General features: G+C 32.6%; 9 protein-coding genes. All 9 read left to right on the top strand.

The window, feature by feature from the left end; translation table 11 throughout:
* Nucleotides 1-171 precede the first annotated feature (171 nt).
* Complete coding sequence (locus ABJF52_RS04175; RefSeq protein WP_348146723.1) at nucleotides 172-900, top strand: DUF4145 domain-containing protein; 729 nt, start codon at nucleotides 172-174, stop codon at nucleotides 898-900.
* Between the two features lie 227 nt (nucleotides 901-1,127).
* Nucleotides 1,128-1,538: a hypothetical protein gene (locus ABJF52_RS04170; protein ID WP_348146721.1), complete on the top strand. Its 411-nt coding sequence runs from the start codon at nucleotides 1,128-1,130 to the stop codon at nucleotides 1,536-1,538.
* A gap of 277 nt (nucleotides 1,539-1,815) precedes the next feature.
* Entirely contained in the window at nucleotides 1,816-2,139 is a 324-nt protein-coding gene (locus tag ABJF52_RS04165; RefSeq protein ID WP_348146718.1) for a DUF3784 domain-containing protein, read from the top strand.
* Between the two features lie 267 nt (nucleotides 2,140-2,406).
* Complete coding sequence (locus ABJF52_RS04160) at nucleotides 2,407-3,048, top strand: HAD family hydrolase (protein ID WP_348146715.1); 642 nt, start codon at nucleotides 2,407-2,409, stop codon at nucleotides 3,046-3,048.
* 313 nt (nucleotides 3,049-3,361) lie between these two features.
* Nucleotides 3,362-5,014 (top strand): S41 family peptidase, encoded by a 1,653-nt coding sequence (locus ABJF52_RS04155; protein WP_348146712.1) that lies wholly within the window; start codon nucleotides 3,362-3,364, stop codon nucleotides 5,012-5,014.
* A 212-nt stretch (nucleotides 5,015-5,226) separates the two neighbouring features.
* Nucleotides 5,227-5,946, top strand: coding sequence for a hypothetical protein (locus tag ABJF52_RS04150; protein WP_348146709.1), 720 nt, complete (start codon nucleotides 5,227-5,229; stop codon nucleotides 5,944-5,946).
* A gap of 141 nt (nucleotides 5,947-6,087) precedes the next feature.
* A complete protein-coding gene (locus tag ABJF52_RS04145; protein ID WP_348146706.1) occupies nucleotides 6,088-6,954 on the top strand; it encodes a hypothetical protein in 867 nt (288 codons plus the stop codon).
* A 242-nt stretch (nucleotides 6,955-7,196) separates the two neighbouring features.
* Nucleotides 7,197-8,123: an SUMF1/EgtB/PvdO family nonheme iron enzyme gene (locus ABJF52_RS04140; RefSeq protein WP_348146703.1), complete on the top strand. Its 927-nt coding sequence runs from the start codon at nucleotides 7,197-7,199 to the stop codon at nucleotides 8,121-8,123.
* A gap of 242 nt (nucleotides 8,124-8,365) precedes the next feature.
* Nucleotides 8,366-9,637 carry a phosphatidylserine decarboxylase gene (locus tag ABJF52_RS04135; protein WP_348146700.1) on the top strand — a complete coding sequence of 424 codons (1,272 nt, stop codon included), beginning with the start codon at nucleotides 8,366-8,368 and terminating at the stop codon, nucleotides 9,635-9,637.
* Nucleotides 9,638-9,906 lie beyond the last annotated feature (269 nt).

Genomic DNA, 9,906 nt, shown 5'->3' with positions numbered 1-9,906 from the left:
AAATAAAGGTAATACTAGCTAATGCTTGGGTCAAAAACCTGTTCATTTATTTTTTAACTTTAAGGAGTTAAAAAAACACCATACAACATGGGCTATATGCAATGGTGGCTAGGGCCACAACTGCAAATAGCCGTGAACGTTAGGCATAATATAAAAAGAGAAACCTTATAGATGAAAATTCAAATTGATAAGGACAAAACTGTAGATAAAAAATATCGAATTTTATGTTCAAATTGTACGACTGACACAAATCACCAAGTGTTATCTTCAATCTATGAAACAGGTTCGGAGCCAATGGACCAATACAATACATTTGATTGGAATAGTAATTATGAAATAATCCAATGTTTGGGCTGCGATACTATTTCTTTCAAATCTCATAAAATCAATTCGGAAAATACTGATTATGACGGCAGTCCAATTGACATAGTGAAATTATATCCGAAGAGAGAATATGGCACCTTATCTATTAAAGAATATTGGCATGTCCCACATAATATTAAACAGATTTATAAGGAAACAATTCATACTTATAATAATGGAAATTTGACGTTATCTGCTGCTGGAATTAGAGCAATCGTCGAGGGACTTTGTGAAGATAATAATATAAAAAATGGAACTATAACCGTTAAAGAAAAAGATGGCACAGAGATAAAAAAGAAAAGTTCCGGGCTACAAGGGAAAATCAACGGGCTACATGAAAATGGAAAACTGACAAAGGAAAATGCAGACATTTTACATGAACATAGATTTTTAGGCAATAAGGCACTTCATGAATTAACAATACCATCAAAAATGCATTTAAAACTAGCAATTGAAATAATTGAAAATGTTTTTGACAATCTTTATGAAATACCAAAAAAAGGACTTGAACTTAAAAATAAGAGATTAGGAAAATAAATACTATGCCTAACAATGGCTATAGCAAATAGGGCATAAAGTGCTATATTTAAAGGCTTGAGCTTGTTTACGAAGTCCGCCAAATCTTTTGGATTTGGCAATTAAAAAAGAAAAAATAATTACAAAACAAAAAGCTCTGGCTAGCAGACCAGACGGAAACGAAAAGTTTCCTTGCCTGCCCTACTTGCCATAGCCGAGACGTTGGCAAACATTTTGACCCTTTAAAATTGAAATCAAAAATCCTAACATTTATTTTAACCAAAGGACTTATTATCGGCGGACTATTTATGCTCATAATAACTGTTATCATATTGAATAATGGAATTGTTAAAAAGAGAATAACCGAGGAGAATAATGTTGTTTCAGCTAAAGTGCTTGAAACGCCAATGGACTGTGATAATCTCGGACGGAGAGGCGGATTTTATAAATTACAATATAATGGCCAAGTATTCATAAAAAAGGGCAATAGACTAATTTGCGAAACAATTTACGGGAAAAAGGAGGTGAATGTGCTAACGAATGCGCAGATGGACAAACTAATTTTTTTAAATGAATATGAAGAATCGAATGACTTCTTGTATGGGATTTTACTGGGACTTTTTGGCCTAGTTATTACCTATAAGGGATGGATAAAATAAAAACGATTTGCCAACAAAACCTATACGTAATGCGGACGTTAGAGCTAAACCGAAAGGTCTGCGTATATTTATGAAGTCGCTAAATCTTTTGGATTTAGCTTTGGATAAGAAAAAATAAAACTAAACAATAAGATTTAGCTTCTTGCGCAGATGGAAACGAAAATGTTTCCTTGCCTCCGCACTACGCATAGCTAAACCGTTGTACTGCATTTGAGGGAACCAATTATGACTTAGAAAAAACACAAAATAAACTGACTGAATTTTGAAAATAAAAAATATGATTGGAGTAGCAATTCTTTTTATCGTTCTCGGAATTTTAATAAAATATGGGAAAATGTATTGGCTGATTGCTGGCTATAATACTATGCCGAAAAAAGATAAAGAAAAATACAATATAGAGGGAATTGCAAATGTATTTCGGAATGCAATGTTTGGAATGGCTTTAATTATCATTTTGGGATATTTAATCGCTAAATTAACTGAAAACCCAAGTATTCAAAATTATGCTTCTTGGACTGCAATGATAATCGGAATACCTTACTTACTAATTGTATCGAATTCTAAAAAATATTATAACAAGGACAAAGGAAAAACGGATTGAATTACAAAACGGAATTAGAAGTGAAAATAATAAAAACGACACCACAACAATGGCTATAGCAAATAGGGCGAAAAGTGCTATATTTAAGGGCTTGGGTTTGTTTACTAAGTCCGCCAAATCTTTTGGATTTGGCAATTAAAAAAATAAAAATAATTACAAAACAAAAAGCTCTGGCTCGCAGACCAGACGGAAACGAAAAGTTTCCTTGCCTGCCCTACTTGCCATAGCCGAACCGTTGTAGCACATTTGAAAAGAATGTAAACCAGAATGAAATATAAAACTCTTATTCTAGATTTTGATGGCACATTAGCCGACACAAAAGAAAGCATTATACGAACTATGAAATTTGTTGCTCATAGTTTTAATCTCCAAAACGTTGATGAAAATCTAATAGAAAGTTTGATAGGATTACCTCTGAAAACTACCTTCGAAAAAGCCTTTTCACTTGACGAAAAATTGATTGAGGAGGCGACTTTGATTTATCGTGAACATTATAATGAAATTGTAATCGATACAATTTCTCTATTTGATGGTGTAAAAGAAACCTTGTTGGATTTTCATTCTAAAGGAATAAATTTAACTGTTGCATCAAGTAAAGGTAAAGCTGCATTAATTAAGATTCTCAAAAAGCAAAACATCTATGATATTTTTTCATTTGTAGGTGGAGAAGAGGATGCCAAAAACAAAAAACCATCACCTGACATCGTAAATCTCATAATCAATAAATACAACTATCAATTGAGTGAATGTTTAGTTGTTGGCGATACAATTTTTGATATTGAAATGGGACAAAGGGCTTATGTCGATACGTGCGGAGTAACGTATGGGAACAACACAAGGGAAAAATTAGAAAAACAAAAACCTAACTATGTAATTGATGATTTCAGGAATTTAATCGAAATTGTATAAAAAAAAAAACGTGCTACAACAAAACCTATAAACAATACGGGCTTTGGGTTTAACCGCTAAGGTTTGTGTATTTTTATGAAGTCCGCAAAATCTTTTGGATTTTGCTCTGGACAGGAAAAAAATAAATCAAAACAAAAAGATTTTGCTATGTGCGTGGCGGAAAGCAAACGCTAGTTTGCTCCCGTACTGTTCATAGCTAAACCGTTGGCAACAATATTGACAATCATTTAAAATTTTACTAATTAAAGAATATTTAACACTTTTAAAATTAAATGTATGTTCTTTTGAAACTAATTCTGACTCGAAAGTTCATATGAAGAAAACATTACTCTCTCTATTATTTATATTTGTTTTCGCACCTACAATATTTGCCCAAAATGAGCTTACTCAAACACAAAAACTCTCAGCAACTGCTAAAGTTTGGGGATTTCTAAAATATTACCACCCAAAAGTAGCTGAAGGGACCTATAACTGGGATAAAGAATTATTTAAAGTTCTACCAAAAGTTAAAACGGCAACAAATAATAAGGAGCTATCAAAAGTCTATATTGACTGGATAGAAAGCCTAGGGGAAATTAAACCCTGCAAAAAATGTGATACTGAAAAAGACATTCAATATTTTGATAAAAACTTCGACTTAAATTGGATAAATAATAAGCAGATATTTACAACCGAACTCTCAGAAAAACTCAAATATGTAGAGCTAAACAGGCATCAAGGGGAAAAGCATTACGTGGCATATTACAAGAAAAAACCTAAAGCAATTTACATAGACAATGAACTTGATTATAAAGGTTTTGACTGGCAAGATGAAAATTTCAGAATACTTGCATTATTTCGCTACTGGAATATAGTAGAATACTTTTTTCCAGCCAAATATCAAACAGATACGAATTGGGATGTCATTTTAACCAAAATGATTCCAAAATTTTTAAATCCCAAAACAGAATTAGATTTACATCTTGCAATGCTAGAATTAATAGTTAGTTGCGATGATAGCCATGCTACTTATTTTAATGAAAAAACATATTCTTTCTTTGGTCGCTACTATCTTCCTGTAAATTTCAAGGTAATAAATGAAAAAGCAATAATCACAAGCTTCTATAACGATTCGTTGGCAAGATTAAATGATTTACAAATAGGAGATATTATTACAAAAGTAAATGATAAGAAGATTGCAACAATATTAAAAGAGCAGGAAAAATATATTAACGCTTCAAATATTTCAAGAAAAAAATTCAATGCTAGTTATTACACTCTAAATGGGACAACGGACTCAGTAAAAATCGAGATTACCAGAAATGGAAAGACCTCCTTAAAATCTATAAAAAGATACCTGTTTAAAGACTTCAAGTATAAAGCCGAATCTAAATCTGATAAATATAAAATTTTAGAAAATAATATCGGCTATATCAACATTGGCAAGGTCAAAGAAGTTAAAGAAATCCCTAAAATAATGGAAACCTTAAAAAATACAAAAGCTATTATTTTTGATATTAGAAAATATAAAACCTTCACACCACACTATTTTGCTAACTATATTACTTCGCAAAAAAAAGACTTTTATAAAGCAATAGTAACTGATTTGGATTATCCAGGAAGATATATTTGGTCTGAGACTTTTAAAAGTGGTAACGACAGATTAAAATATATAGAAAAAGTGATTTTGTTAGTTGATGAAAGCTGTCAAAGTCAACTTGAGTTTACTGCAATGTGCCTACAAACTGGAGATAATGTTACTACCATTGGTAGTCAAACTTCTGGAGCTAACGGAAATGTAGTTTTATTTAACATGGTAGGCGGATACAAAACACAAATATCTGGTGTAGGCATATTTTACCCTGACGGAACAGAAGCTCAACGAAAAGGAGTGAAAATAGACATAATAGTAAATCCAACAATTGAAGGAGTTATTGCGGGAAAAGACCAAATACTGGAAAGAGCTATTGAGTTTGTTAATGAATAAAAATACTGTTGCCAACAATGCCTATAATTAATACGGGTTTTGGGCTTTGAGCAAAGGTTAGTGTATATTTAGAAAGTCCGCCAAATCTTTTGGATTTGGCTTTTAAATAGAAAATATAAAAACAAACAAAAAGATTCGGCTAATCGCTTAAACGGAAACAAAAGTGCTTTTTTATTCCCGTACTAATCATAGCCTAGCCGTTAGGTACAATTATGAACGACACCTCGATTTACATAATAATATTACAGGTAATTATACTAATTGCTATTTATGTCTTTAGAAATTCCGTACCGACTTTTTTAAAAGAAAAAGCAAAAAACATTGCAACAAAACAAGATATCGGAAAAATAACGAGTGAAATTGAATCTGTAAAGTCTGAATTCAATAAAGACTTGGAAATATTAAAATCTAATTTGTCTTTAAAAAAACAAGCAAGTTTTAGTATTCAAGAAAATAAACGGATTTTAATTTACGAATTAGTTGAGACTTTTAATACTTGGTTATATTCTATAGTCAACTTCAGTTTTTCTGGGTATAACATTCAAAATATCGGAGAAATTAAAACTCATAGAAAAAATCTTGAAAAACATAAGTTAGATTTCAACGTGATTGAAAATAAATTGAACATATTTTACAATAACAAAGAGTTTGACGAATTGAAAAAAAACTTGACAATCGAAACCTTAAAAATGCAATATTTATTGGACCAAGCTATTTCGGAATATGAACTAAAACTTTATGAAAAGCATCATTTAGAAATTGAAGACTATTATGAACGGACTTTAGCTCAAAATAATATTCAAACAGAAATTTTTGAAATTACTGGAAAGTATTATAAAGAAATGACTGAATTATATAAAAAAACAAATAGTCTGAATTTAGAATTTACTAGATACCTGAAAAATGAATTAGAAAAAGATATCTTAAAATAACTGTACCTAACACCGTATAAAAATAATTGCGGTTTAGTGCTTAATCAAAGGTCGTTGCGTGTTTGTAACGTCTGATTTTCCTTCGGAAAATCCTCGCATACAAACCCGCAACTATTCTTATACAACAACGTTAGCACACATATGAGAAAAACATTCATACTTATCATAGTTATTTTAACTACTCAAATTGGATTTACCCAAAATGACAAGAAAGCCGTAAAGACTTCAAAGGCAGTTTTGGAATTGATAAAACAGAAGAATTACACTGAATTTTTAAGCTCATTTGAGGATAGTATAAGAATAAGAATTGAGGACTATCAAAAGAAATTCGGCGCAGATTATATTCAAAAAACAGTTGATGGTTTAAATGCATCACTTTCTCATGCAGAAATAGATTTTAAGAATTTCAACAAAAAAATGGTCGTGCCCATTGAGGGAAAAACGAAACTTGATTATGTTACTTATCAATTTCCATTGGGGGGTGAAAAAGACGGAAAGGATTATTTTGAAACTGCTTTCCTAAGTAAAAATGATTTTACTAGAATCTATAGTGTCAATATTATAAAAGTTCAACGAATGCCCAAGGCTTCTGTAACTTATGGAGCAGAAAATGAAATAATACCGGAACCAGGAGAAGTGATTAAGGAGAATTATGAAAATACTGGTTTTATTAAAAAAGTAAAGTATAGAGATTTTACCCACTTAATAACTGTTGATTTTGACAAAGAGCAAAACAAAACTCGTGAAACAAAATTTCCACTCGACAATCTAACTTTCAAATCTATTGTGGCCTATCACAAAAATGGAAATATTAGGCTTATTACTAATTATAACAATGGGATTGTTACAGGTAATTTTACAAAATTTTACGAAAATGGTAAAATTAGAGAAAGTGGATTTTATAATGATGGAATGAGTAAAGATGGTGTTTGGGCATATTTTGATAAGGATGGAAAACTGGAAAAAACGGAAAATTATAAAGACGGTAATTTAATAAGTACTGAATAAAATACGTGTGCTAACAAAGCCTAAACGTAATGCGGACTTTTGGGCTAAATCGATAGGTCTGTGTATATTTACTAAGTCGCTAAATTGAAAATTACGCGTCAGCGAAATATTCAAAATTAGCTCTGTAACAAAAAAAGAAAAAGCAAAACAATAAGCTTTAGCTGCGTCGCCAGACGGAAACGAAAAAGTTTCCTTGCCTCCGCACTACGCTTAGCCGAGCCGTTAGCAACCATTATCAGCAAATGATTTATAGAATAACATTAATTCTTCTTTTTATCCTTTTATCATCCTGTGATACAACTAAATATTTGATGATTGACAATCAACAATATGAAGTAGTTACTGGACCAGGGCTTATATTTATTAATGACAATTTATATGCCGATGAAACAGAAGCGACCAATGTAATGTACCTAGAATTTATAGACTGGACTGAAGGAATATTTGGAAAAAACTCTATTGAATTTAAACAAATACAGTTGGATAAATCGGTTTGGGATAACACCAAATTTTCGGGTAAATTAAATGACCAATATTTTACCCAACCACATTTTGCTGAGTATCCTGTTGTTGGAATTTCTCTTAAACAGGCAGAATTATATAGTAAATGGAGAACTGATAGGGTTGCTGAAATAATACTAATAAGAAAGGGTCTGATTAAACCCGAATTCACTTATTCAAAGGACAATTATTTTACAATAGAAAAATATACAAATGGTAATTACGATTGGATAATATCCAAAGAGAATATATTAGTCCCTGAATACATTCTACCGAACAAAAATGAATGGGAATTAATCGCTGGAAAGGGCTCAAATCTTCCTAATGGAATTGACTCTACTTTGAGAGAAAATAAAAAAACATTAAAGAAGTACAATTACTTATCTAATACGGCAGAATTCCATTCAAATATCAAAACGAAAATTAAGAAAAGTAGATGTGGAATTGCAACATGCGAAGCAATGGCTTTGGGAGCGAACATATATGGATTGTATGGGATTCTCGGAAATGTTTCTGAACTGACCTCTAACAATGGAATTTCTAAAGGAAGAAATTGGAAAACGTGGTTCACCGACAACCAAATTGAAAAGGATTTACCATTTGACTCAGTAAATGCTTGGACAGGATTTAGAAATATAGCTCGACAACGGTTATTGAAGGTAAAATAACGGTTGCTAACAATGCCTAAACATAATGCGGACTTTGGGGCAAAAACGAAAGGTCTGTGTATATTTACTAAATCGCTAAATCTTATGGATTTAGCTTTGGAAAAGAAAAAATAAAACTAAACAATAAGGTTTAGCTTCGTGCGCAGACGGAAACTCAACGTTTCCTTGCCTCCGCACTACGCTTAGCCGAGCCGTTGGCGTTCATTAACTAAAATTAAACAATTAAGAAAACAATATTTATAATGAAACAATTTCAACAACTATTACTCATACCATTGATGCTTATTGGCATCTATTCCTGTAATCCACCCAAAAATGATATCGAATACGGAAAAGCAACTAAAGAATTAGTTGTTCTTGTGGAAAGTGACCCAGCACTAAAATCAATGTTGGAATCTTCATTGCAGAAAGCGAAAGAAATTAATCCAGACAGGAATACGAACCCAGCTCAGACACTTGAAGAATACTATAAGTTTGTAACGTGGACTGAAACCACAATGCCTTGGGCAATTGTTAAAAAGGAAGAATATCCTGAAATATTTAATAATATATTCCAGGGACTCTGTGCCTTCTATTTTTTAATCGATCAACCACTTCCGGAATTGGAGGGTAAGGGATTAGTTAATAACTCATTGCAGTATTATGAACCATTTGCCAAATGGTTGGTCACTTTCAGCAAATCATGGGGTGCTTATTTGGACACTGAAGATTCCTGGAATGAAGAATACTATAAAATGGCATTAAACGATCCTAATTTTGGGTTGCAAAACAGTTGGTATGAAGATCCTTCAAATTGGAAGACATTCAACCAGTTCTTTGCAAGATACTTGAAGTCTCCTGACATGAGGCCTATTGCAAGTCCAGAATTAGACTCTGTAGTGGTATCATTTGCAGACTCAGAACCTCAGGGCGTATGGGAAATAGATAGTAACTCGAGCTTGATAGAAAAAAAGGGTGTTCCTGTGAAGTCTGCTACTCTCAAATCTATTTCAAAACTTATCAGTGATGAAAGTCAGTACAAAGACGCATTTGTTAATGGTACATTTACGCATTCATTCCTGAATGTTAATGACTATCACAGGTATCACTTTCCTCTAAGTGGTACAATAAAAGAAGTAAGAATAATTCAAGGGATCAACCCTACAGGTGGACAACTTTGGTGGGACAAGGAAAACAAAAGGTATGCATTTAACCCATCAGCCAAAACCGGATGGCAATCCATTGAGACTAGAGGCTGCGTTATCATGGAAACCGATGAATTTGGACTTGTCGCTTTAATGCCTATTGGGATGGCAGCTGTCGGGTCAGTAAATTTTGAAGATAATGTTACACCAGGCACAAAGGTGAAAAAAGGTGATATGCTTGGCCACTTTGCATTTGGAGGATCGGATTTCATTGTGATCTTTCAGGATGGGGTTACTTTCACTATAAACTCTCCCATGCAAGAAAATGGGACATATTACAACCATATCTTAATGGGTGAGCAATTAGGAGTTTTATCTAAACAGAAGTAACGGAACGCCAACAATGTATAAAAATAATAGCCGGCTCAGCAGAAAATTTAAGGGGGGTAGCTCGTTTCACCTTTCTTGTAACTTGACAGGAGAGTGCCATTAAATCGGCTACTATTCTTATACAAAACCGATGATGTAGCATTCGCCTGCGTCGACCAAAATCCCTTCATCTCGTACCTCGATTCTCGGTCTTTTGGAAATGCTACATCATCGCAGCGCTACGGCGGCTTGCTAGCCTAATCTAAAATAAATGCTTATTTGCCAAATAC

This window comes from Aurantibacter sp. (assembly GCF_039941195.1).
GTDB lineage: Bacteria > Bacteroidota > Bacteroidia > Flavobacteriales > Flavobacteriaceae > Aurantibacter_A.
This window is presented reverse-complemented; position numbering and strand designations above follow the sequence as displayed.

Bases quoted from the DNA above. Each gene is read 5' to 3' on its own strand.
- ABJF52_RS04175 (WP_348146723.1), top strand. From the start codon at position 172: ATGAAAATTCAAATTGATAAGGACAAAACTGTAGATAAAAAATATCGA.
- ABJF52_RS04165 (WP_348146718.1), top strand. From the start codon at position 1,816: ATGATTGGAGTAGCAATTCTTTTTATCGTTCTCGGAATTTTAATAAAA.
- ABJF52_RS04160 (WP_348146715.1), top strand. From the start codon at position 2,407: ATGAAATATAAAACTCTTATTCTAGATTTTGATGGCACATTAGCCGAC.
- ABJF52_RS04155 (WP_348146712.1), top strand. From the start codon at position 3,362: ATGAAGAAAACATTACTCTCTCTATTATTTATATTTGTTTTCGCACCT.
- ABJF52_RS04150 (WP_348146709.1), top strand. From the start codon at position 5,227: ATGAACGACACCTCGATTTACATAATAATATTACAGGTAATTATACTA.
- ABJF52_RS04145 (WP_348146706.1), top strand. From the start codon at position 6,088: ATGAGAAAAACATTCATACTTATCATAGTTATTTTAACTACTCAAATT.
- ABJF52_RS04140 (WP_348146703.1), top strand. From the start codon at position 7,197: ATGATTTATAGAATAACATTAATTCTTCTTTTTATCCTTTTATCATCC.
- ABJF52_RS04135 (WP_348146700.1), top strand. From the start codon at position 8,366: ATGAAACAATTTCAACAACTATTACTCATACCATTGATGCTTATTGGC.